This window comes from Kitasatospora sp. NPDC034023, from assembly GCF_055575795.1.
Genome location: NZ_JBVIRY010000001.1, coordinates 316,783 through 336,846, shown reverse-complemented (window position 1 = coordinate 336,846; position 20,064 = coordinate 316,783). Strand labels below are relative to the sequence as shown.

17 protein-coding genes, 1 tRNA gene, 1 other RNA gene and 1 pseudogene are annotated in these 20,064 nt (G+C 71.0%); 11 read left to right on the top strand and 9 right to left on the bottom strand.

All coding sequences use genetic code 11. The features are described from left to right. Positions 1-81: 81 nt before the first annotated feature. The 3 genes from ACZ52R_RS01480 to ACZ52R_RS01470 all read right to left on the bottom strand — a co-directional run bounded on the left by ACZ52R_RS01480 (position 82) and on the right by ACZ52R_RS01470 (position 5,136). Positions 82-2,400, bottom strand: a complete 2,319-nt coding sequence (locus ACZ52R_RS01480) for a helicase-associated domain-containing protein (RefSeq protein ID WP_465752463.1) — start codon at positions 2,398-2,400, stop codon at positions 82-84. Positions 2,401-2,763: 363 nt separating this feature from the next. Beyond that, on the bottom strand, positions 2,764-4,293 hold the full coding sequence (locus ACZ52R_RS01475) for a serine hydrolase domain-containing protein (RefSeq protein ID WP_465752461.1): 1,530 nt from the start codon (positions 4,291-4,293) through the stop codon (positions 2,764-2,766). 216 nt (positions 4,294-4,509) lie between these two features. Further along, positions 4,510-5,136 carry a TetR/AcrR family transcriptional regulator gene (locus ACZ52R_RS01470; protein WP_465752459.1) on the bottom strand — a complete coding sequence of 209 codons (627 nt, stop codon included), beginning with the start codon at positions 5,134-5,136 and terminating at the stop codon, positions 4,510-4,512. A gap of 110 nt (positions 5,137-5,246) precedes the next feature. Here ACZ52R_RS01470 and ACZ52R_RS01465 point away from each other — a divergent pair, with 110 nt between their 5' ends. Beyond that, positions 5,247-5,915: a hypothetical protein gene (locus tag ACZ52R_RS01465; RefSeq protein WP_465661462.1), complete on the top strand. Its 669-nt coding sequence runs from the start codon at positions 5,247-5,249 to the stop codon at positions 5,913-5,915. Between the two features lie 338 nt (positions 5,916-6,253). Here the strand turns inward: ACZ52R_RS01465 and ACZ52R_RS01460 are convergent, their stop codons facing one another. Further along, positions 6,254-7,102 (bottom strand): hypothetical protein, encoded by an 849-nt coding sequence (locus ACZ52R_RS01460; protein WP_465622387.1) that lies wholly within the window; start codon positions 7,100-7,102, stop codon positions 6,254-6,256. Between the two features lie 1,041 nt (positions 7,103-8,143). On the opposite strand from ACZ52R_RS01460, the gene ACZ52R_RS01455 reads away from it, so the two are divergent. The 4 genes from ACZ52R_RS01455 (at position 8,144) to ACZ52R_RS01440 (ending at position 12,267) form a co-directional block, all read left to right on the top strand. Then, on the top strand, positions 8,144-9,595 hold the full coding sequence (locus ACZ52R_RS01455) for a ricin-type beta-trefoil lectin domain protein (RefSeq protein ID WP_465752457.1): 1,452 nt from the start codon (positions 8,144-8,146) through the stop codon (positions 9,593-9,595). A gap of 515 nt (positions 9,596-10,110) precedes the next feature. Beyond that, positions 10,111-11,316, top strand: a complete 1,206-nt coding sequence (locus ACZ52R_RS01450) for a PP2C family protein-serine/threonine phosphatase (RefSeq protein WP_465622780.1) — start codon at positions 10,111-10,113, stop codon at positions 11,314-11,316. A gap of 155 nt (positions 11,317-11,471) precedes the next feature. After that, positions 11,472-11,963 (top strand): DUF5994 family protein, encoded by a 492-nt coding sequence (locus ACZ52R_RS01445; RefSeq protein ID WP_465622779.1) that lies wholly within the window; start codon positions 11,472-11,474, stop codon positions 11,961-11,963. 55 nt (positions 11,964-12,018) lie between these two features. After that, entirely contained in the window at positions 12,019-12,267 is a 249-nt protein-coding gene (locus ACZ52R_RS01440) for a hypothetical protein (RefSeq protein WP_465622777.1), read from the top strand. A gap of 90 nt (positions 12,268-12,357) precedes the next feature. Here ACZ52R_RS01440 and ACZ52R_RS01435 read toward each other — a convergent pair whose 3' ends face one another. Next, complete coding sequence (locus ACZ52R_RS01435; RefSeq protein WP_465622776.1) at positions 12,358-12,525, bottom strand: hypothetical protein; 168 nt, start codon at positions 12,523-12,525, stop codon at positions 12,358-12,360. A gap of 320 nt (positions 12,526-12,845) precedes the next feature. Between ACZ52R_RS01435 and ACZ52R_RS01430 the strand changes: the two genes are divergently transcribed. Beyond that, positions 12,846-13,097: a hypothetical protein gene (locus ACZ52R_RS01430; RefSeq protein WP_465622774.1), complete on the top strand. Its 252-nt coding sequence runs from the start codon at positions 12,846-12,848 to the stop codon at positions 13,095-13,097. A gap of 40 nt (positions 13,098-13,137) precedes the next feature. Here the strand turns inward: ACZ52R_RS01430 and ACZ52R_RS01425 are convergent, their stop codons facing one another. From ACZ52R_RS01425 to ACZ52R_RS01415, 3 genes and pseudogenes are all read right to left on the bottom strand, one after another. Beyond that, on the bottom strand, positions 13,138-13,716 hold the full coding sequence (locus ACZ52R_RS01425) for a DUF5994 family protein (RefSeq protein WP_465752455.1): 579 nt from the start codon (positions 13,714-13,716) through the stop codon (positions 13,138-13,140). A 226-nt stretch (positions 13,717-13,942) separates the two neighbouring features. Further along, a pseudogene (locus ACZ52R_RS01420) lies at positions 13,943-14,029 on the bottom strand (transposase); the annotation flags it as partial. Between the two features lie 333 nt (positions 14,030-14,362). Then, positions 14,363-15,232 carry a helix-turn-helix domain-containing protein gene (locus tag ACZ52R_RS01415; RefSeq protein WP_465622770.1) on the bottom strand — a complete coding sequence of 290 codons (870 nt, stop codon included), beginning with the start codon at positions 15,230-15,232 and terminating at the stop codon, positions 14,363-14,365. 103 nt (positions 15,233-15,335) lie between these two features. On the opposite strand from ACZ52R_RS01415, the gene ACZ52R_RS01410 reads away from it, so the two are divergent. Both ACZ52R_RS01410 and ACZ52R_RS01405 read left to right on the top strand, forming a co-directional pair. After that, positions 15,336-16,043 carry an SDR family NAD(P)-dependent oxidoreductase gene (locus ACZ52R_RS01410; RefSeq protein ID WP_465622768.1) on the top strand — a complete coding sequence of 236 codons (708 nt, stop codon included), beginning with the start codon at positions 15,336-15,338 and terminating at the stop codon, positions 16,041-16,043. A 98-nt stretch (positions 16,044-16,141) separates the two neighbouring features. Then, positions 16,142-16,594: a nuclear transport factor 2 family protein gene (locus tag ACZ52R_RS01405; RefSeq protein ID WP_465622766.1), complete on the top strand. Its 453-nt coding sequence runs from the start codon at positions 16,142-16,144 to the stop codon at positions 16,592-16,594. 319 nt (positions 16,595-16,913) lie between these two features. Here the strand turns inward: ACZ52R_RS01405 and ACZ52R_RS01400 are convergent. Further along, positions 16,914-16,998 (bottom strand) — tRNA-Ser (locus tag ACZ52R_RS01400). A gap of 107 nt (positions 16,999-17,105) precedes the next feature. Between ACZ52R_RS01400 and ffs the strand changes: the two genes are divergently transcribed. The 3 genes from ffs to ACZ52R_RS01385 all read left to right on the top strand — a co-directional run bounded on the left by ffs (position 17,106) and on the right by ACZ52R_RS01385 (position 19,962). After that, positions 17,106-17,202, top strand: an RNA gene (gene ffs / locus ACZ52R_RS01395) — signal recognition particle sRNA small type. Between the two features lie 79 nt (positions 17,203-17,281). Continuing rightward, on the top strand, positions 17,282-19,465 hold the full coding sequence (locus tag ACZ52R_RS01390) for a DNA polymerase III subunit gamma and tau (protein ID WP_465752454.1): 2,184 nt from the start codon (positions 17,282-17,284) through the stop codon (positions 19,463-19,465). A 158-nt stretch (positions 19,466-19,623) separates the two neighbouring features. Continuing rightward, complete coding sequence (locus ACZ52R_RS01385) at positions 19,624-19,962, top strand: YbaB/EbfC family nucleoid-associated protein (protein WP_465622762.1); 339 nt, start codon at positions 19,624-19,626, stop codon at positions 19,960-19,962. Positions 19,963-20,064: the final 102 nt, after the last annotated feature.

Here is a 20,064-nt window from a genome sequence, read left to right as displayed (position 1 = left end):
CGAATCGGACACCCACCCTGCGGACAGCTGGGGTGCGGGCCCCCGGCTCCGTGCCGTGTCTGCTCCGTGCGGCGTTCCTGGCTACGCGGGCATCACCCCGTGGATGCGGGAGAGGGTGAACATCCGCTCGTCGTCGCGCAGGTGGCACCAGGCGTGGAGGTAGGGCTCATCCAGTTCGAGGCGGCTGAGGGTGCGGACGGTCGCACTGCCCGAGGCGGAGATGTACTCGATCGTGATCGTCTGCCCCTCGTTGACGGCGTGGGCCAGCTGACGGACGTCGGTGAAGGACAGGTTGCGTGCGGTCCCCGCGATGATCTCCTCGGTGTCGCTGTTGTAGGGGCGCCCGTCCCAGGGGTCGGGCTCCGGGACTTCCTGCGGGGTCGCCTGCAGCCGGGTGGCGAGGGCCCTCAGGTCGGCGGCCGGCCGAGCGCTCGAGACGCGGGCGAACGTGGGCTGTTCCTTGCCGGCCCTGCGCGGGGCAGGGACCGGGCCCGCCGCTCGGTGCTGCTTGGCCCGCTCGATGCGGACGGACCCGTCGGATTTCTCGGCGACGGGGGCGTAGCCCGCCGACCGCAGTGCCGCGAGCGTCTTGTCCGCCGGTGTCCGGCTCACCAGCACCGTCGGTGCCAGGAGCCGCAGGCCGAGCGGGGCGAGCTTGCGGTGGGCGGCCAACTCGGCGAGTAGCGCGGGCTCCGCGCCGTGGATCACGCAGGCCGCGGAGAGGACGCGCACCCGGCCGTGGCCGCGCGCGGTGTCCTGGATCAGGTACGAGAGCGGCTGGGGGAGCGGCGCGACGGCGACGGCGGCCAGGTCGGCCGTCAGCGCCTCGGGGGTACGGCCCGCGTCGAGTGCGCGGCGGACGCTTCCGGGGCTGAACCGCCACACGGACGCCGCACCGGAGGTCTCCCGGTCGGCGACGGAGTCCAGCAGCATGACGAGGGACGCCGAGGGCGTGCCGGCGACGACGGCGGTGAGATCGCTGCCGAAGCGGGCGGTGCCCGTGGACGCGGGCAGCAGCTGCCGGCAGGCGGCGGCCACCGCGTCGGCGTCATCGGCGAGCAGGGCCGCCCCGATCGGGGACAGGGCCCCGAGGGCGAGCACTCCGAGCAGCTCCGATTCGCGGATCAGGGTGGCGAACGGGGTGGCGTCCTGAGCGAGTTCGTCGACAAGTGGACGCTGCCACACGATCAGCGCCCCCAGGTCTGCCGGGTCCGTCGCGCCCTCGCCCGCCGGGAGCTTCGCCGCGGCCGCGAGCAGCCCGTGCCGGCCCTGCACACAGCCTTCGCAGGGCGGTGTTCCGGCGAGGGCGGGCAGAGACTTCCCGTCCTCGTCCCGGCTCCCGCCGGGGGTTCGCGGCAGTGTCCACCAGGCCCGGAGGAGTACGGCGAGCCGGTGGGCCGGTTCCTCCTCCGCCCAGCTGTCGTAGGCCTCGGTCGCCGCGACCCGGTCCCCGTCCCGGGCCAGCAGTCCTGCCGCGTCGGCCGCCTCCAGCACGACGCGCACCACGATCTCCTCGCAGTGGGCGGCCTTGCCGAGTCGGGACAGCTCACGGGCGCCGATCCCGCCGGCTTTGAGCCGGGCCGGTGGAGCGGCGGCGCACGCCGTGAGGACGGAGGAGGCGTGGGCGGCGAACGCCATGGCGGCGGCCGCGGCTTCCCGGTCGATCTCCGACCCGGTGACGGGCGCCGACCGCACGACGGGCGGGGCGGGGGTGAACGGAGCGTGCCAGCCGGTGCCGCGCAGGGCGAGCGCCACCTCGGCGGGAATGCGGGCGGGCCCGTACCGGTGTCGGTCCCGGATCAGCAGTCCGCGCTCCAGCGCCCACCGCTCGCCCGGCGCGGAGTCGGACGGGGCCCCGAACACGATGAAGGCCGGGCGCTCCGGGGCCCGACTCGCCCGCTGCTCAAGGAGTTTCCGGGTGTCGGCGGGGGCCTTGGCCACCAGTGCGGTGACCCGCTCCGGATCGCTGTGGTGGTCGATCAGTGCCGCCAGCCGCTGCTGTTTCCGTCCCGTCGGCCTGATGCGCAGGGCCGTCAGCATGCGGCCCAGATCGTCGGAGGTCGTGTCCGCGAGCAGCTGTGCCAGTCGCGCGTCCAGCCCCAGGGGCGAGTCCCACGCCCGCCGCAGCGGCGCCGCCGTGTGCAGCCGCCCGTCGTCCCCCGGCCACACCAGGGCGCGATCGGCCAGCGCCTCCAGCACCGCGTCCAACCGGCGGGCGCGGTCCCCGTCCGTCGCGTCCAGGACGTCCGCCAGGACGTCCGGGGCGGCGGGTGACAGTGCGGCGACGGCCTCCGCCACCTGAAGCTCGGGCAACGTGAGCCGGGGCAGGGCCAGCGCCACCGACGCCGGGCGTTGAAGCCGGTCCGCCAGTTCGCCGACCGACTGCGGCTCCGGAGCCACCGCGGCGTCCGGCCGTGCTGTCAGGACTCGTACCAACCGCGGCCCGTCGACACCGCGCAGCCACGCGGCCAGAGCCGATCCACTCGCCTTACCGATGGGAAACACCTCACCACAGAGAACGGACTGCGTCCCGGGCCGAACGGCCGGAGGTTCAAGAATGGCGTACCGGGGCAGTGGTGCGCCCGTCACACGGCGGAAGGGTGCGCGCCGCGCCAACGTGCTCACGGGGCCGCCGGGCCGGCTTGCCGCCGCCGGTGGGGTGGGCGGCGGCAAGCGGGGCGGGGCCAGGCCGACTTGGCGAGTCGGGCGGGCCCGGCGGCGCCGGGCGGGCCCGGCGGGGTCAGGCGGTCTCGGCGGGCGGGGTCAGGCGGACTTGGCGGTGGCGCGGACGCCGAAGTGGACGTAGCGGGTGCCGTCGGGGAGGGCGTAGAAGACGACGGGGATCCAGGCGTCCTTGTCGTTGCGGCGGCCGGCGAAGACGGTCTTGGTGGAGGTGTCGGAGATCGGGGTGAGGTGCCAGACGAGCGGGTCGAAGGTGCCGGCGAGGCCTTCGACGCCCTCGTAGCGCAGGTCCAGCACGCCCTCGCCCGTGACCGCGCCGTCGCCCTCGGTGCGGGCGGTGATGGTCATGAGGAAGCCCTCGCGCTTGTAACTGCCGGTGAAGGGTGCCGTGTCGACGGCCGGGGGGTTCTCGGCGGGCCCGAACATGGGCATGGTGACTCCGGCGAGTTCGGCGCTCAGTTCGCGGCAGAGGGCCTCGTGGACCTTCGGCGCGGCGCCGCCGCCGTTGGTGAGCAGGGCGATGGCGAGCCCCTTCTCCGGAATGGCCCGCAGGTAGGCGAGTTGGCCGAAAGTGCTGCCGTCGTGGCCGAAGCCGCGAACGCCGTCCCATTCGAACAGGCCCCAGCCGAGGCCCCAGTGGGCGCCGAGGAACCACTGGTCGGGCATCTCGACCTCGCGGGTGAGCATCGCCTCCACGGCGGCGGCGGAGAGCACCCGGGTGCCGTCGGGCGCGGTGCCGCCGTCGATGAACAGGCGGGCGAAGCGGACCACGTCGGCCGCGGTGGCGCTGATGCCGCCGTACGGGCCGGCGGAGCGGGGCAGCATGTTCCACAGCGGGGTGGGCGTCGGGTCCTCGCCGGGCTCGCCCATGTGTCCCATGGCGGCGCGGAAGCGCAGGACCTCCTCGGGCAGCGTCATGGTGTGCTCGAGTCCGAGCGGGTCGCAGATCAGTTCCTTGAGCGCCTCGTCCCAGGTCAGGCCGGTGACCACCTCGACGATCAGGCCGAGGACGTTGTAGGCGGTGCTGGAGTAGGACATGGTGGCGCCGGGCGGGTTGGTGAGGCCGACGGTGCGGGTGCCGTCGATGTAGCGGGCCAGGCAGTCGTCGCCGCGGCCCGTGTCGTTCACGTAGTCGCCCTCGATCCCACTGGTGTGGTTGAGGAGTTGACGCGGCGTGATGGTGCGGGCGGCCTCGGCGTCGGCGAGGGCGAAGTCCGGCAGAATCGTCACGACCGGCTGGTCCAGGTCGAGCTTGCCGGCGTCGGCGAGGCTCAGCACGAGGGCGGCGGTGTAGCCCTTGCTGACCGAGCCGATCTGGAACACCGAGTCGGTGGTGGTCTCGACACCGGTGCCGGTGTGCAGGATGCCGCTCGCCAGTTCGTGGATCTCCCCGTCGGCGAGGACGGCCAGTACGGCGCCGGGGATGTGGTGGGCGGTGAGCAGTTCGTCGAGCCGGCGCTGCCAGTGGGCGGTGTCGAACGCCCCTGCGGTGCCCGCCCGGCCCAGTGCCCGGTCGACGGCCTGGGCGGCCTCCCGGTTGGAACGGTCCACGAGCTTGGCGACCTCGCGGTCGACGTTGTCCGAGAACTCCTTGTACATGTCCTTCGACACGGTTTCCCTCCCCTGGTGACAGGTGGCGCGAGGGCGCTCCACCTCTTTCGAACATCGTTTGAAACGATCTCGACGCGATCCTGGTTCCGAGTGTTCGAGGAGTCAAGCGCGTTCCGAAGCGGACACCGGTCGGCGAGGCGGCGGTGGCTGCCGGCGACCGCCGGTCACTGCCGCGGTTGTCGGCGGCTGTCGGTGGTTGTCGGCGGCTGTCGGTGGTCAGGAGAGCGCCGCGAAGCCCGCGCAGAGCAGGCGGATGCTCCGCGTGAACTTCTCGTCCTGGCTCAGGCGTGGGATCAGCGGCCCCATGAGCAGGGGGAACTGCTCGCACAGTTCGGCGTAGCGCTCGCCGGTGACGGCCGGTGCCGTCGTCGGCTGGTTCTGCTCCTGGAGGACGAATCCGGTGACGTGGCTGAGCAGGGTGTCGGCGGCGATGCCGCAGTGGTCGGCGGGCAGGCCGGCGTCGAGGAGGGTGCGCAGCAGGCGTTCCATCAGGGAGAGGGAGCCCGGGCTGAGGATGCCGGGGCTCTCGGCGAGGAGTTGGGCGCCGCCGGGGTGCTGTTTGATGCTCAGGCGCAGGGTGGTGGCCTGGGCCTCGATGCGGTCCTGCCAGGTGGCGGCGGGTGGGAGGGCGGCCAGGGTTGCGGTGCCGGCGTCGTACGCCTGGCGGCAGACCCGGTCGGCCATGAGGGCGAGCAACTCGTCCTTGCCGCGCACGTGGTAGTACAGACTGCCGGCGTGGGCGTCCAGACGGTCGGCGACCTGGCGCATGGACAGGTTCTGGTAGCCGACCTCGGCGAAGATGGCCATGCCCGCGTTGACGATGCGCTCCTTGGTGAGCTTCATGCATCCCACCGTACAACGTTTTCCAACACTGTTCGAAAACTGTGCTAGCTTTGCGCCATCAGGTTTTCGAACGGCGTTGGGAAGCGCCGAAACCGGGGGAGGGGCAGGCAATGGAGGCGATCGTCTTCAACGTGACCACGGCCGCACTGATGGTCATGATGGTCAACAGCGGGCTCGGCGTGGTCGGTCGCGACACCCTGCGCGGACGGCCGCTCCCCTGGGCGGCGATCGCCCTGACCGTGCTCGCCGTCGGCGGTGTCCTGCTCCAGCTGGCCTGGTCCGGCGCCATGGACGCGCTCGACGGAGACCCGTCGAAGTCCGGCTGGTGGCGCGAGTTCACCTCGGTGTTCATGCAGAACGGCGGCCTCTTCGGCGGCCTGTGGAACCTCGTCACCCTCGCCGCCGTCGCCGCCCTCGCCCAGTGGTACTGGGGCGGCACGCTCACCCTCGTCTTCTTCTTCGCCGGCATCGTGCTGCCCGGCCGCATCGACAGCCTGCTCGGCTTCGGCGACGGACCCAGCACCGACCCCCGCAACTTCGCCGGCAGCTCCGGCGCCACCTACTTCCTCGGCGCCACCCTCGCCCTCGCCTTCCTCACCCGCACCCGCCTCCCCAAGGAGATCGCCCTGGCCGCCGGCGTTCCGGTCCTCGGCCTCGCGATGTGGTTCGCCCAGGACAACGGCCACGGACTGGTGTCCGTCTACGGGTTCATCCTCGCGGCGGCCGTGTGGGCGGTCCGCAGCCGACTGGTCCGCCCGGCATCCAGCCAGACGGCCTGACGGCCCGACGGCCTCACCCACGGCCTCCAGGCCCGGACCGCACCACGCGGTCCGGGCCTTCGTGCTGCCATGGCCGGCAGAGGCGGAGGATACGAGATTCGAACTTGTGAGGGATTGCTCCCAACGCGCTTTCCAACTGTTCGTCCGGCCGTTCGGCGGCGATCGCAGGCGTCCTGACCAGCGGCGGACCGGCTCGCCTGCTGGGCTTCGAACGGTGCTGGACGGGGGTGAAGGCAACCAGAACTGCAACCATGCCGGGTCATGCCTGAGCAATGGACTGTCTCCGCCCTCGGCCGCCCGCAGAGGCTCCCGTCGGCAACCGTGGTGGATCACCCTCCTCAGGGGCGTTCAAAGACCTGAAGCGCTCCGCCGACAGAGAAGCACAGCGCGCCGGTGAGGGTTCCCCAGTTGGCGATCGTGGCGTTGATCAGGCTTCCGGTGCTCGGGCGGGTGAAGGCGGCCAGTGCCGAGACCATGAAGAGTACGGAACCGAGCTGGTTCACCGCGACGATCCACCAGCCGAGGCTCCGTGATCGGACGCAGGGCCGCGAGCGATGACAGATCTCGACGAAGGCGAGATGCCCGGACACCAGGAACAGCATGCAGCCGACGACATCGGGCGCCCAGATCAGCCGGTTGACCTGCTGAACGGTGAGCCCTTGAAGGAATGAGTCCAGCAGATTGACCGCGAACACCAGCGTTCCTGCGAAGAGCACCGCTGTACTGAGCCAGCCGACGTCCATCGGCTCGTAACTCCACCATCTCCAGCGGGGTGTGCTCACTGGATCTGTTGGCCCTGAGCGGCGGGGGGCGTTGACGACCTGCAGCAACGCGGCGTAGCCGCCCGTGTTGAAGAAGAGGCCCCCCGCGAAGTAGATACAGGCGCTCACCATCGGATCTCCGGATCCGAACTGGGCGACAGCCGCCCCGGCAGCGAACAGGGCGCCACCGATGATGAAGGCGACCGAGGCGATGATGTTGACTCTGCGCAACCGGCCGAGGCCGGCAGCATCGACGCCGGCGCTCGTCGTCGTGCTTGCCGGCCCTTGCGCGGCACGTACGGTGATCACACCGCATCTGCGTGCCAACCTGGACTCCCACACCGTCGTGCCCCCCTCAGGGAGACCCCAGGTGCGCCGGGTAACGAACGGTCCGGCGCCTTCCACGTGCTGCTCAGCCCTTCGCACGAGCCGAGCGTAACGATCGGGTCGCACGTTGTCGGAGAGAAACGGAGCGCCATTCGGCTGACGCGGGAGCGGAAAGGCCGACGGGCGGCGCCCGGGATCGCAGGCTGCCCGCCGTTCGGCCTGGCTGGGGACGCCGGTGCCGGTCGTGGGCGGCGCCAGCCAGGCCGGCCGATCCGGCGGTGCCGCGCGCTTCACCGCGTCGGGCCGGACGGCAGGCTGAGCAGGCCGAGTTGAAGATGCTCTCTGCGCCACGGACTCCTAACCCCCCCCTCGGCGTCCTGAGCAGCCGCGAGCTGATGGGACATCAGAATGGTCGGCCCCGCAGCAACGACACCGATCTGGAATATGTAGGTCGCATTCGAGTCGTAGACGGAGCCGCCGTAATGCCGCCGGCCGACGGGGAGCTCGGGCGCGGCGCCAGTACCGGAGCCTTTGGATGACCGTGAACGGGACTGAATGCAACCAGAACTGCAACCCTCCAGCGGGTCAGCCGGCAGGCGTCCATCGCTTGATCACGACCGGAGAGCTGTGGGGAGTGGGCCAGACCTGGAGGTGGACCTGCCCCCCTCTTCTGGCGCCTCGGGTCCCCGGACCGCTGAGCGGTCGGGGCCCTCGTTTGCCCTGATGGGCAGAGGCGGAGGATACGAGATTCGAACTCGTGAGGGATTGCTCCCAATACGCTTTCCAATTCTCCCGAACCCCGTCCGCCGGGGTTCACATGTGTTCTGGCCTGCGCCGGAGTGTCTGACCGGACAGCGGCTGAACCCGGCCGGACGGGGGTGAACGAGACCAGAACTGAGACCAGGAGGGGGCGCAGGCGGCGGCGCGCAGGTAGCGAGGTGGGCTCCGAACTTCCTTTCTCGCTGGCATCGAATCGACTGCGTCCTCGCCGGTTGGGGCAGCGCGGTTGTCGGCGCGGGCGACTCTAAGATCATCGACACGATGACTAGGGGGGTCCTCATGCGAGGCTTCGACTCGGCGCGACGCCGAGTGGCACTGTCGGGCGCCGCACTTCTGTGTGCGGCCAGCGGATTCGGCCCGTTGAGCGGGGAGGCGGTCGCGGCGGCCGGCACGGTGTGCGGGCAGAACACGCTCACCGTGTCAGGTAGTTACGAGCTCGGCCCCGGCGAGTGGAACGCCGACCCGACGACGGTGAGCCAGTGCGTCACCACCGACGGCGGCGCGGATTTCACGCTCTCCACCAGCCAGTTGACGGCCGGCAGCATCACCAACCCCAACCAGGGGCCGGGGGCCTACGCGTACATCAAGCCCACCCAGGGCCTGCCGATCCCGGTCGCCTCGCTCGGTGACGCGACGAGCACCTGGCACACGACCCAGGGCGCCGCGGGTACCTACGATGCCGCGTACGACCTCTGGTTCAGCAGTAACGCGACCAGCTGTGACCCGACCACCAGCGACGAGCTGATGATCTGGCTCAACGGCCAGGGGCCGCAGGCCAAGCCCTACGGGCCGACCACCGTCGGCACGGTCGACATCGGCGGTACGGGCTACCAGGTGAACGCGGCGACCATCTCGCCGACCCATCACCTGATCAACTATCAGCTGCCGACCGCGACGAGCGCAGTCGACCACCTCGACCTCCGGCTGTTCGCCATCGACGCGATCAGCCGGGGCTACCTGCCCCAGGCGAAGTACCTGTGCGGAGTCTCCGCCGGCTTCGAAATCTGGGAGAACGGCACCGGCCTCGCCACCAAGTCCTTCTCCTTCGAGCCCGTGGCCGGCCTGCCCACCGGTACGGTCTCCTCGGGCATCCCGGGCCGCTGCCTGGACGACTTCCGCGCTGCGACGACCGACGGCAACCCGGTCGTTCTTTGGGGCTGCAACGGCACCAATGCGCAGACCTGGACCTTCGCCAACGACGGGACCCTGCAGGTGCTGGGCAAGTGCCTGGAGCCGACCGGTACAACGTCCGGGAGCCTGATCGTGCTCGGCTCCTGTGCCGAGGCCGCCGCGAAGTGGCGCCCCGGGGCCTCGCACTCGCTGGTGAACATCGGAACCGGTCTCTGCCTGGACGACCCCGGCGCCTCCACCACCTGGGGAGTGCAGCTGCAGCTCTACACCTGCAACGGCACCCCCGCCCAGCAGTGGCGGCTGCCCTACAACGGCGTGCAGATCTCCGGTGGACTCACCAATGCGGCCGCCCAGAAGTGCCTCACCGACGGTTCGGCCGGTGCGCCTGCGGTGCTCTCGTCCTGCACCTACAGCGGCTCGCAGATCTGGACACTCGGCAACGACGGCAGCCTCCGTGCCCTCGGCCTCTGCCTGCAGCCGGCCACCGGCACAGCAGCCACCCTGGCGACCTGCGACGGCAGCGCAGGCCAGCACTGGGTCGTCCACCCGAGCGGCTACCTGAGCCACCCGTCCGACGGCCTCTGCCTGGACGACCCCCAGAGCTCCATAGCCGAAGGCGTACAACTCCAACTCGCGGGCTGCACCACCAGCCCCAGCCAGACGTGGTACCTGCCGGCCTGACCGAGTAATGGCCCCGTGCGTCCGCACGGGGCCATTGTCAGGGCGGGCGCAGTGCACGGCCGGAGCCCCTGGAAAGGCGGATGAGACTGTGAACGCCGAGGGCCCCGACCGCTGAGCGGTCGGGGCCCTCGTTTGCCCTGGCGGGCGAAGGCGGAGGATACGAGATTCGAACTCGTGAGGGATTGCTCCCAACACGCTTTCCAAATGTTCGTCCGGCCGTCCGGGGATGGCCGTAGGCGTCCTGACCAGGGGCGGGGCGTCCCGTCGGTTGGGCTCTGAACGGTGCTGGACGGGGGTGACTGCAACCGAAACTGCAACCAGGGCGGGGCTGTGCTCCGTCTGGCTCGGGGACCGTTCCGGCGGGCGACTCGTGAGGGGAGACGTGACCGGGGGCGCGATGCACTGCTGTCGGGCGTAATGGAAGGACCTGCCCCGGCGAACTGCACCGTGGTGCCAGGGTTGATCAAGGCGGTGCCGAGTGCCCAGGACGGGAGTCAGACGGCGGTGAGCAAAGGATGAGCGGTGAGCGGCCGTCCGGCGCAGCGGGACCGGACCGGTCCGAGGGGTATGGCGAACGGCTGCTGGGGGCGTTGCTCGATCAGGCACACGAGCTGCCGCCCCGGTTGATCGTTCCGTTGGTCGCCGACGCGGTACGCGGGTTCGGCGGCCGTGATCCGGCGCTCTTGCTGCAGGACTACGGCCAGCTCGTGCTGGTGCCGCTGTCGGGGAGGGGGCTGGCCACGGGAGAACCGGTGCCGATCGATGGCTCCCCCGCGGGTGCGGCCTTTCTGCGCGGTGTTCCCGTCGAGGTGTCGCAGGCTGACGGGACGCGGTTGTACCTGCCGTTGCTGGACGGTGGCGACGAGGTGGGGGTGCTGGCCCTCACGCTGGACGCCGTCGACGGGGACGATCGGCGGCTCCTGGGGCGCTTCGCCGGCCTGGTCGCGGATCTGCTGGTCACCAAGAGCGGCTACACCGACCGGATCTTCCAGGCCCGGCGCCTGGAACCGATGAGCGTGGCGGCGGAGATCCAGTGGTCTCTGCTGCCACCGCTGTCGATGACTGTCCCCCGGGTAGCCGTGGCGGGCATCCTCGAACCCGCTTACCAGGTGGCCGGTGACAGTTTCGACTACGCGCTCAACGACGACCTCCTGCACGTGGCCACGATCGACGCCATGGGCCACGGGCTGGACGCCGCCACCATGGCGACCGTCGCCATCGGCGCGTACCGGCATGCCCGGCGCGCCGACATCGGGCTGGCCGAGATCTACGCGTTCATGGACCGGGCTGTCGCCGAGCAGTTCGGGCCGGACCACTTCGTCACCGCACAGATGATGCGGCTGAACATCGCCACCGGTCACCTGCAGTGGGTCAACGCGGGGCATCCCGCGCCGCTGCTGATCCGCGACCACGTGGTGGTCGAGCGGTTGGAGAGCGCGACCACCCTGCCGGTGGGGTTCGGCGGCGAGGAGCCGGTGATCAGCGAGCGGGTACTGCGGCACGGTGACCGGGTCCTGTGCTTCACCGACGGCCTGGTCGAGGAGCGCGAGGCCGGCGGGGAGCAGTTCGGGGAGGAACAGCTCATCGACTGGGTCAACCTCGTCGAGCGTTCGCAGGAGGGGGTGCGGGCCGTGGTGCGGGCGCTCTCCCACGTCCTGAAGGAGAAGCGGGGCGGGCGCACGAGCGACGACGCCACCCTGTTCCTGATCGAGTGGCGCTGAGAACCGGCACCCCGTCAGGGCTCTCGTGACCGACCGGATCTGCCCGGCGCGGGCAGAGTACCGTGGGAGTACCGGGGCAGCCCGAGCCGCCGCTCCCAAAGGACCGGCTCTCCCTCCGCGGGCCCGGCCTGTGCCCGCAGATAGGTGGCGAGGCCATGTCGGACGAAGCGGGTGCTCCGCCTTCGGGGCTGCTTCCCGACCGGTTTCGGCAGTCCGCGAAGCCGGGGACCGTCTTGTTGCGCCTGGAGACCACAGAGTCGCGCGCGGGCTCGCTCGACGGCGCTTGGTGGCCGCGTTCGCGGAACGTCGGAGCCGAGCTGCCCGGCCTGGTCAGAGCGTTGACCGAACACCTCGGCCCCGTGGTGAGCGTCGGGCTGGACGCGGATGCCTGGGACGACGTGCCGGCCCGGCTGGTCGTCGACGGCCGATCGGTGCACATCGACCAGTACCCGGTCGGTGACGACACGGTGATCATCACCCGGGGCGACCGCGACCACTTCAGCCTGCTCGTCGTTCCCCCGCAGGCGGCCCTGGAAGCGGCCCTGGCCTCGATGGCACGCGCCGTTCAGGCCGACGACACCGACTCGGCGCGGCAGATCCTCATCGCCACCGGCATCGGATCCGGACCGCCGAGCGAAGCGTCCTGAGGAACGGCCGCATGGGCCGGACTCCTCGGGCAGGCAGGAAGGGCGGGACAGCGAGATGTCCGTCTACGTGAAACTCTCGGCCGACGCCCGGGTGCCGGCGGAGCCCTCGCAGGGGCCGCTGGACCTCCAGTACGAGGACGGCTCGGACGACGGCGTCACCTTCGAGTACGACCTGCATCCAAGCGGTGCTCTGCGTGTTCTGCGGGTCTTCGAGGACACCCCGCACCGGATCGAGGCGTGCTTCACCCCCGGAGCGTGGCTCCAGGTCGCGGGCACCTACCGGCGAAGTGGCTCCGAATACTGACGGCGATCCGCCCCGTGCGAACCGCGGGAACGCTACTCAGCCAGCGGCGGCCACCTGGTTGCTCAGCGCGGGGCGCGGACCGGTGGCTGCTCAGCGGGGCGCGGACCGGCCTCCGCGCCGGATACGGACGGCGGAGAGGGCCAGCGCGACGATCAGTACGGCGATACCGATGAACAGCAGGTAGAGCAGGCCCTTGGCGACGACACCGACCAGCCCGAGCGCGATCGCCACGATGATCAGGAAGAGCACGAGTGCCACTTCGGCCTCCTTCAAGGTCTGTCCGGGGTGACCGGCGAGCCGACGGTGGGCGGGGGCCCGCACCTCACGTATGGGCGAGCGTGTCGTGGCCAAACCTGACGGCCGATTCCTCGGCGGGTGTTCGATGACGAGTTGGCGATCGGGAACGCTTTCATCCTCGGTGCCCGGTGCCCAGTGGCTCTCGAACGACAGACGACCTGCTCGGAACTGCTGGTGCGACCGGCAGGCCGAGCCACAGCGCGGGCGGAGTCCACCGGTCGCGGGTGATCCACCCCGCCCATACCGTGGTGGGGGCGGGATCGTCGGCACGGGAGGCCAGGATGCGGCAGTACCGATGGATTCTGGAGACCCAGGCCGACGACGGCCACTGGTCCCGGCAGGGCGGTACTCCGATCCAGAATCCGCTGGAATACGACGGGCCGCCCCAGCGGGCGGCCAACCACCTGCGTGACGTGTTCGTACGCACCCTCTCCCGGCCCTCTCCCGGCCCCCGCGCGGTCAGGATCCGCCTCTGGGAAGGGGCCGATGCCGTCGGCGAACCCCAGGCCGAGACCGAGTGGTCACGAGAGTGACGCAGGCCCCGCCCCGGCCCGGGCGGCTCCCGTCCGCCGCCTACGCGGATGTCGGCCAGGAGGCGGCCCGGCTTCGGGCGAGACCGGCTCGCCGCTCGGCCTCGCCAAGCCCGGTGAAGGGTGTGACGGCCGACGGCAGGAAGTCGGAACGGGTGTCCGGCGCGGTCGCACCGGCGCTCGGCTCCGCGGCGAGCAACTCGCTCGCGGTCCTGGTGTTCGCGGGATCGGCGGCCTCGGCCATCAGCCGGGCGGCCTCGACGGCATCCGTCCGGGGCGGGACGACCAGCAGGTTCAGCCGGCGGGGGGCGTAGGAACAGACCATGATCATGTGCGGGTCCTGTTCGATGGTGAACCAGCCCGCGTGGACGGTGTGACCCGCGACCGGTATCCGCCGGGGGATGACGGGCCACTGCGCGGGGTTCACGGTGATCCGGGTGATCCGGCCCCACCGCTCGTCGATCTCGGCGGCCAGGGCGGGGAGTTCGAGAAGAAGATCGCGCGAGCGCGGCCACCAGGCTCCGTCCAGACGGCCGCGCCGCACGCCACTGGGCGTGAGGGAGAGCCGTGCCGTGGAATCCGTGGCGGTGGGCATCGTCGCACGATCGAGGGTCGTGGTCATGATCAAAGACCTGTCCCCGGGCCCGGCCGAGAGGTCTGGTCCGGCATTGTCGTTCGCCGCAGACGACGCCAATATCCGGTACCGGCATGCGAAGTGCCTTCGGTGATCTCCAGGCTACTCCCTGTTCGACCGAGCCCGGCATGGTCGCGGTGGTCGATCTGGTGCCCGGCACCTTCGGGCGGACGCCCCGCAGCGGGGAGGCTGTCGATCCGACGCATCCGTGGCCCAGGACCTCGCGTCGGCCCTCGGTGTTGACGCCGACGGCGACGAGGCAGTGGACATTGACGACCCGGCCGCCCTCACGGATCTTCTGGCCTTGGCGACGGTCCGGTGCGGGCCGGTACTGTCGCGTTCTCCTGCCGACCTTCCACAGGCCCGGTGGGCTGCCGCCACCGCAACCACGGCACGAAGGCCCGACCGCTGAGCGGTCGGGGCCTTCGTGAAGGCGGAGGATACGAGATTCGAACTCGTGAGGGATTGCTCCCAACACGCTTTCCAACTGTTCGCCCGGCCGTCCGGGGGTGGTCGGGAGCGTCCTGGCCTGCGGCGGAGCTGCTCGCTTGCCAAGCTTCGGACGGCGTTGGACGGGGGTGAATGCAACCAGAACTGCAACCAGGGTTTCGTCGGCGGAGGGGCGGGCCCCTGGCTACGAGCTGTGGGTGGGATCGATGGCAGCAGCTGAGATGGCCTGGATGCCGATGGTCTTGAGGAGGGCGAACTGCTCCGCGGTTGCGGTACCCGGCGCGGAGCAGACGGCGATGCGCAGGTCGCTGCCAGGGATGGTGAGGGTGTCGCAGTCCACGGTGACCGGCCCGAGGGCGGGGTGGTGGATGGTCTTGCTGTCGGTTGTGTGGAAGCCCACGGTGTGGGAGCGCCAGAGTTCGTCGAAGCGAGCGTCCTCGCGCCGCAGGTCGGCGATCAGTGATCGCAGTGGCCTGTCCCGTGGGTAGCGGGCGGTGGAGGTGCGTAGGTCGGAGACGAGCGCGGTTTCGAAGCTGGCCTGCTGCTCGGGGGTGTGGGTGACGCGGCCGGCCAGGTGTGTGAAGTGCCTCCACGCGATGTTGCGTTCTCTTCCGCGCCAGGAGGACGGGTCGCCGACCAGAGCGGCCCAGAGGGGGTTCCAGGAGATGAGGTTCCAGGCCGCGTCGTGGACGCTGAGCGGGGTGTCCTGCAGTTGGTCGAGCAGCCGTTGGACGCTCGGCGGCACGTGCTGGGAAACCTGTCCGGCGCTGGGCGGGGCCTGTCCGCCGAGGACGAACAGGTGATCCCGCTCGGTCTCCGACAGCCGCAGGGCGCGGGAAAGCGCGGACAGGACCTGGGGGGAGGGTGAATTGGCGCGGCCTCGCTCCAGCCGGACGACGTAGTCGACGGAGAGTCCGGCGAGCAGGGCTAGTTCCTCGCGGCGTAGTCCGGGTGCCCGCCTGACACCACCAGCCGGGAGTCCCGCGTCCTGGGGGCTGGTCCGGTCGCGCCATTGGCGCAGAGCTGTGCCGAGTGCTGTGTCGTCGTGAGCCACATCCCCATTGTCGGCTTCGTCGGCTGCCCCAGCCTGGTACTGCCAGGCCCCCCGCTGCCCGGGGCTCTCCCTCGATCCGCGCTGGTCATCGAGGGTGGAGTCCATGACCACCACAGTGATAACCGGAGCGAACAAGGGGCTCGGATTCGAGACGGCCCGCCGTCTCATCGAGCTGGGACACACCGTCTATGCGGGATCCCGCGACGCCCGCCGAGGTGAGGAGGCTGCAAGAGCGCTGGGCGCCCGCCCGCTGCTCATCGACGTCACCGACGACCGGTCCGTCGCAGCAGCCGCGGAAGCGGTGCGCAAGGAAGCCGGAGCCGTCGATGTGCTGGTCAACAACGCTGGCATCGCCGGTCCTGCCCTGCCGACCGAGGAGCTGACCGCCGCCGACCTGCAGCAGGTGTATGACACCAACGTGTTCGGAGCGGTGCGCACCGTGCGCGCCTTTCTGCCCCTGCTCCAGGCCGCGAACAGCCCGGCCATTGTCAACGTCAGCAGCGGCCTGGGGTCGCTCGCGGTCAATGCTGATCCTGCCGCGCATGCGTCCATCGTGCCGGCGTGGATCCCGCTCCTCGCCTACAACTCGTCCAAAGCAGCCCTGAACATGCTGACCGTCCTGTATGCGCAGCAGTACCCAGGCATCCAGGTCAACGCCGTCGATCCCGGATTCACCGCGACCGACCTGAACGGGCACCAGGGCACGCAGAGCGTGGAAGAGGGAGCTGCGGTGATCGTCGCCACGGCCACCGCCGGCCCGCACGGCCCCACCGGCACCTTCCTCGGTGCCCACGCCCCGACCCCCTGGTGACAGCGCGCACGTCGCTCGACCACCGCACCCTCGACCAACCGGCCACTCACTACCAACTACGTTCGGCCGACCGGGCCGCCGAACCCACGGAGAACATCATGACGATTGACCACGAGACCGCTCTGAACACCGCGAAGGGCTTCTTCGCCGCCTTCGAGGGCCGCGACCCGGCGGGCGTGCGAGTCCTGCTCGCGCCCCACGCCAACATCACCATCCCGCTGTCGATCGAGGGTACGCCCGGCCCCTGGTACGTCTTCGACGGTCGGGAGCACGTGATGGGCTACATCGAATCCGTCGCGGCCAAGTTCGACCACATCGCCTTCCTCGACAAGGTCTACACGGTGAGCGAGGACGCCAAGTCGGTCTTCCTACAGGCCAACGGCGACATCCTGTCCACTGCGGAGAAGCTGGTCTACCGCAACGTGTACATCTTCCGGGTCGAGATCGAGGACGCCAAGGTCGTCAAGGTGTGGGAGTACGCCAACCCCGTGGCCTACGCCAACCTCGGCATCCAGAACTCGGAAGCCGAAGCAGCCGCCCAGGCGAGCTGACGACGGTGCCGTGCCCGGAGCCTGGAACTCCGCGCACAGCAACCGCAGCTTGCCGGCGGTCGTCGGTGTCAGGGTCTCCGATCTCCTCGCCAGCAAGCGGGGAGATCCGGAAGCTGGAACGCACAGCGCCCGAGCATGCTGGTTGTGGCCGCAGGATGCCCCTGATAGCCGCCCGGGGGCGGCTCGTAGTCGGCTCCCACGTCGGGGGCCGGACATCGCCGGCCCCGTTGAGACCCCGCAGGTCCAACCGGGACCATGGAACGACGAGGGCCCCGACCGCTGAGCGGTCGGGGCCCTCGTCTGCCCTGGCGGGCGGAGGCGGAGGATACGAGATTCGAACTCGTGAGGGATTGCTCCCAACACGCTTTCCAAGCGTGCGCCCTAGGCCTCTAGGCGAATCCTCCGTGGGAGAGCTTAGTACATGTTTCGGGGTGGTCGCGACCACCTATCCCGCAGGCCGGGGGTGGGGGTGGCCTGTGGATCGTCGGGGCCGGGATCCGGTAGTGTGGGGGTCAGCCCCTCGTGTGGCGTTATCTCTCTGAACCCCCCCAGGGCCGGAAGGCAGCAAGGGTAGGAGGGCTCTGGCGGGTGCACGAGGGGTCTTTGCGTTCCCGGGGAGCCGGGGTTGCGGGGGCCGGGCAGTGAGGGGCGACGCGTTTGTCGGTCCGTCCCGATATCGTCGGGGGTGTGTCCCTAGCCCTGTACCGCCGCTACCGCCCCGAGACCTTCGCGGAGGTCATCGGGCAGGAGCACGTGACCGCTCCGCTCCAGCAGGCCCTGCGTAACAACCGGGTCAATCACGCGTACCTGTTCAGCGGGCCGCGCGGCTGTGGAAAGACGACGAGTGCGCGCATCCTGGCCCGCTGTCTGAACTGTGAGCAGGGGCCGACGCCCACGCCCTGCGGGGAGTGCCAGTCCTGCCGGGACCTCGCGACCGGCGGGCCCGGCTCGATCGACGTGATCGAGATCGACGCCGCCTCGCACGGTGGTGTGGACGACGCGCGCGAGCTGCGCGAGCGGGCGTTCTTCGCACCGGTGCACAGCCGGTACAAGATCTTCATCCTCGACGAGGCGCACATGGTGACCTCGGCCGGCTTCAACGCGCTGCTCAAGGTGGTCGAGGAGCCGCCGGAGCACCTCAAGTTCATCTTCGCGACCACCGAGCCGGAGAAGGTGATCGGGACGATCCGGTCCCGGACGCACCACTACCCGTTCCGGCTGGTCCCGCCCGGCACCCTGCGCGACTACCTGACGGACGTCTGCGGCCGCGAGGGCATCCAGGTCGAGGACACGGTGTTCCCGCTGGTGGTCCGGGCCGGGGCGGGCTCGGTGCGTGACTCGATGTCCGTCATGGACCAGCTGCTGGCCGGCGCCGCCGAGGGCGGCGTCACGTACCAGATGGCGACCTCGCTGCTCGGGTACACCGACTCCGCGCTGCTGGACGAGGTGGTGGACGCCTTCGCCGCGCACGACGGGGCGACGGTGTTCCAGGTGATCGACCGGGTGGTCGAGGGCGGGCACGACCCGCGTCGCTTCGTCACCGACCTGCTGGAGCGGCTGCGCGACCTGGTGATCCTGGCCACGGTGCCGGACGCCGGGGAGAAGGGGCTGATCGACGCCCCGGCGGACCGGGTCGCGGTGATGCAGGCGCAGGCCGACGCGTTCGGCTCGGCCGAGCTGAGCCGGGCCGCGGACATCGTCAACACCGGACTGACCGAGATGCGCGGCAACGCGGCGCCCCGGCTGCAGCTGGAGCTGATCTGCGCCCGGGTGATGCTGCCCGGCGCGTACAGCGACGAGCTGTCGCTGCAGGCGCGGCTGGACAAGCTGGAGCGGCGAGCGGCGGCGGGTGGGTTCGCCGCGCCGATGGCGGTGCCGGGAGCGGCTCCGGGAGGGGCTCCGCTGGGCGTACCGGCGGCTGCGCCGGTGGCCGAGCCCGCTGTCGAGCCCGCTGCCGTGCCCGCGATGGAGGTGCCGGCCGCGCCTGTGGCGCCGCCCGCGCCCGTGCAGGCTCCGTCGCCTCCGGCCGCGCCCGCCGGGCCCGCGCCGGGTGCCTGGCCGATCCCGCGCAGCTTCCCGCCCGCCGGTGGCGGCGCCCCCGCCCCGGCCGCCGCGGCGCCTGCCGCGCCGCAGCCGCAGGCCGCTCCGGCCCCGGTGGCCGCCCCGGTGCCCGGGCCTGCTCCGGCTCCCGCTGCGGCCCCCGCGGCGGCCGTTCCCGGCGGGCAGCCGTCGGCGGCCGCGCAGCAGGGTGCCGCGCAGGTCCGGCAGCTGTGGCCGCAGATCCTGGAGGCGGTGAAGAACCGCCGCCGCTTCACCTGGATCCTGCTCAGCCAGAACGGCCAGGTGGCCGGGTTCGACGGCAGTGTGCTCCAGGTGTCGTTCATCAATGCCGGCGCCCGGGACAGCTTCGTCGGCAGCAACAGCGACGACGTGCTGCGTGCCGCGCTGACCGACGCGCTGGGCGTGGACTGGCGGATCGAGTGCATCGTCGACCCGTCCGGCGGTGTCGGTGCCGCCCCGAGCGGTGCTCCCGGTGGGGCTCAGGGTGGTGGCGCCCAGGGCGGTGGGGGCTGGGGAGCCCCGGCCCGTCCGGCCGCCCCGCAGGCCATGGCGCCCGCGTCCGCTCCGGCGCCCGCGCCCGTGGTGGCACCTCCGCCGCTGCAGGCCCCGCCCGTGCAGTCCGCGCCGGTGCAGGCCCCGCCGCCCGCCGCCGCGCCGCAGGCCCGTCCGGTGCAGTCGGTGGCGCCGGAGGACGACATCCCGGAGGAGGACGACCCGGACCTCAAGGAGGACGCGTTCTCCGGTCAGGAGCTGATCATCCGCGAGCTGGGTGCGACGGTGCTGGAGGAGATCCACCACCGGGGCAGCTGAGCCACGAGGGCAGCTGGGCCGCCTGGGCATCCGAGCCGCCCGGGAACCCGGGCAGCCGGGGCAGCTGAGTTACCGGGGCCCCTGAGCAGGACGCAGCACGTAGGCTCGGCGGTGACGAACGACTCACCGCAGACAGCCGTGACAGCAAGGAGAGAGCCGTGTTCCCCGGTGGTGGCCAGCCCAACATGCAGCAGCTGATGAAGCAGGCGCAGAAGATGCAGCAGGATCTCGCGAAGGCCCAGCAGGAGCTGGCCGAGGCGAAGGTGACCGGTACGGCGGGCGGCGGCCTGGTCGAGGCGACGGTGACCGGCGCCGGTGAGCTGGTGGCGCTGACGATCGCTCCGGCCGCGGTCGACCCGGAGGACACCGAGACCCTGGGTGACCTGATCCTGGCGGCGGTCCGCGACGCGAACCAGACCGCGCAGAAGATGCAGGCCGAGCGGATGGGCCCGCTGACCCAGGGCCTGGGCGGCGGCATCCCCGGCCTGCCGTTCTGACCCGGCTGATCTGAGCCTGCCGTCCTGAGCCCGCCGTTCCGAGCCGAGTAGGCCGAACGGGTCTGAAGTTCAGACGACAGACCTATGTGATTTATGTGGGAG

Excerpts from the sequence above, each read along its gene's own strand:
- ACZ52R_RS01470 (WP_465752459.1), bottom strand. The coding sequence starts at position 5,136 with ATGAAGCTCACCAAGGAGCGCATCGTCAACGCGGGCATGGCCATCTTC.
- ACZ52R_RS01465 (WP_465661462.1), top strand. The coding sequence starts at position 5,247 with ATGGAGGCGATCGTCTTCAACGTGACCACGGCCGCACTGATGGTCATG.
- ACZ52R_RS01450 (WP_465622780.1), top strand. The coding sequence starts at position 10,111 with ATGAGCGGTGAGCGGCCGTCCGGCGCAGCGGGACCGGACCGGTCCGAG.
- ACZ52R_RS01445 (WP_465622779.1), top strand. The coding sequence starts at position 11,472 with ATGTCGGACGAAGCGGGTGCTCCGCCTTCGGGGCTGCTTCCCGACCGG.
- ACZ52R_RS01440 (WP_465622777.1), top strand. The coding sequence starts at position 12,019 with ATGTCCGTCTACGTGAAACTCTCGGCCGACGCCCGGGTGCCGGCGGAG.
- ACZ52R_RS01430 (WP_465622774.1), top strand. The coding sequence starts at position 12,846 with ATGCGGCAGTACCGATGGATTCTGGAGACCCAGGCCGACGACGGCCAC.
- ACZ52R_RS01425 (WP_465752455.1), bottom strand. The coding sequence starts at position 13,716 with ATGACCACGACCCTCGATCGTGCGACGATGCCCACCGCCACGGATTCC.
- ACZ52R_RS01410 (WP_465622768.1), top strand. The coding sequence starts at position 15,336 with ATGACCACCACAGTGATAACCGGAGCGAACAAGGGGCTCGGATTCGAG.
- ACZ52R_RS01405 (WP_465622766.1), top strand. The coding sequence starts at position 16,142 with ATGACGATTGACCACGAGACCGCTCTGAACACCGCGAAGGGCTTCTTC.